Annotated in this window: 1 protein-coding gene and 1 pseudogene; both read right to left on the bottom strand. The window is 57.7% G+C overall.

Features of this window, described 5'->3' with window-relative positions:
- Positions 1-154: pseudogene (locus tag KVG87_RS25980) on the bottom strand (phage antirepressor KilAC domain-containing protein); the annotation flags it as partial.
- A 9-nt stretch (positions 155-163) separates the two neighbouring features.
- On the bottom strand, positions 164-750 hold a 587-nt coding region (locus KVG87_RS25715), incomplete at its 5' end, for a BTB/POZ domain-containing protein (RefSeq protein WP_217853241.1).

Genomic DNA, 750 nt, shown 5'->3' with positions numbered 1-750 from the left:
GCCAGGGGCTGTCCTTGATCCGCAGGTACGCTTTGTCGCGCTTCGGGTCCGCCGGCAGGTTTCCCTTGAGCAAACCTTTTTCCCGCATGAGAGCGATCAATTTGGGGCGAGTGAGGCCGAGTTGTGCGGCGGCTTGAGCGAGGGTGCGTTCCATATCTCTCTCCTATGCTGCGTGCGCAGCTGGAGTGGCCGCTGCAGCAAGGTGATTAATGGACTCAATGACCTTTGCGTAGATCTCGGCATCGGAGTCATACAAGGTGAAGCAGCGCGTATGCGGACTCTTGTTGCCGATGCTCAAGATCGCGGTGACGCCGCGGCGTGTATAAGTGCGATGCAGCGCCACATGCAGGGGAAGTTCAAAACCCATGTCGAGGCTCAGCATGCCGCCGGTGTGCACCAGTTCGAACACGCGCTGCTTGTCCTGGGCTTCAAAGCGACCGTATTGACGATCGGCATGCGGGAGATGCGCCAAGTCGCTGGAGTTGCTCGCGTCGAACGGACCGTTGGCAATCTCTTCAATGAAATCGGCCAGTTTGAGGTGCATCTTCTTGTGGTTTGGCAGGGTTAGCGTGTGGCGTTCGCTACCCAGTTCGACGACAAAAGTGCTTTCCACTGTGCCGCGCTCAGCCTTGAGACGGAATGCCAGGCATTCACGCTTCGGTGCTGTGCGCAGAACGTGGTTGAAGGTTTCGGTCAGGTTGACCTGGGCATTGAGCAACTGCAGGGTGCGGTTGTCGATCTTGTATTTGG

Source organism: Pseudomonas siliginis (assembly GCF_019145195.1).
GTDB classification, from domain to species: domain Bacteria; phylum Pseudomonadota; class Gammaproteobacteria; order Pseudomonadales; family Pseudomonadaceae; genus Aquipseudomonas; species Aquipseudomonas siliginis.
Note: the sequence above shows the minus strand (reverse complement) of the source record. Positions and strands in the feature narration are given on the sequence as shown.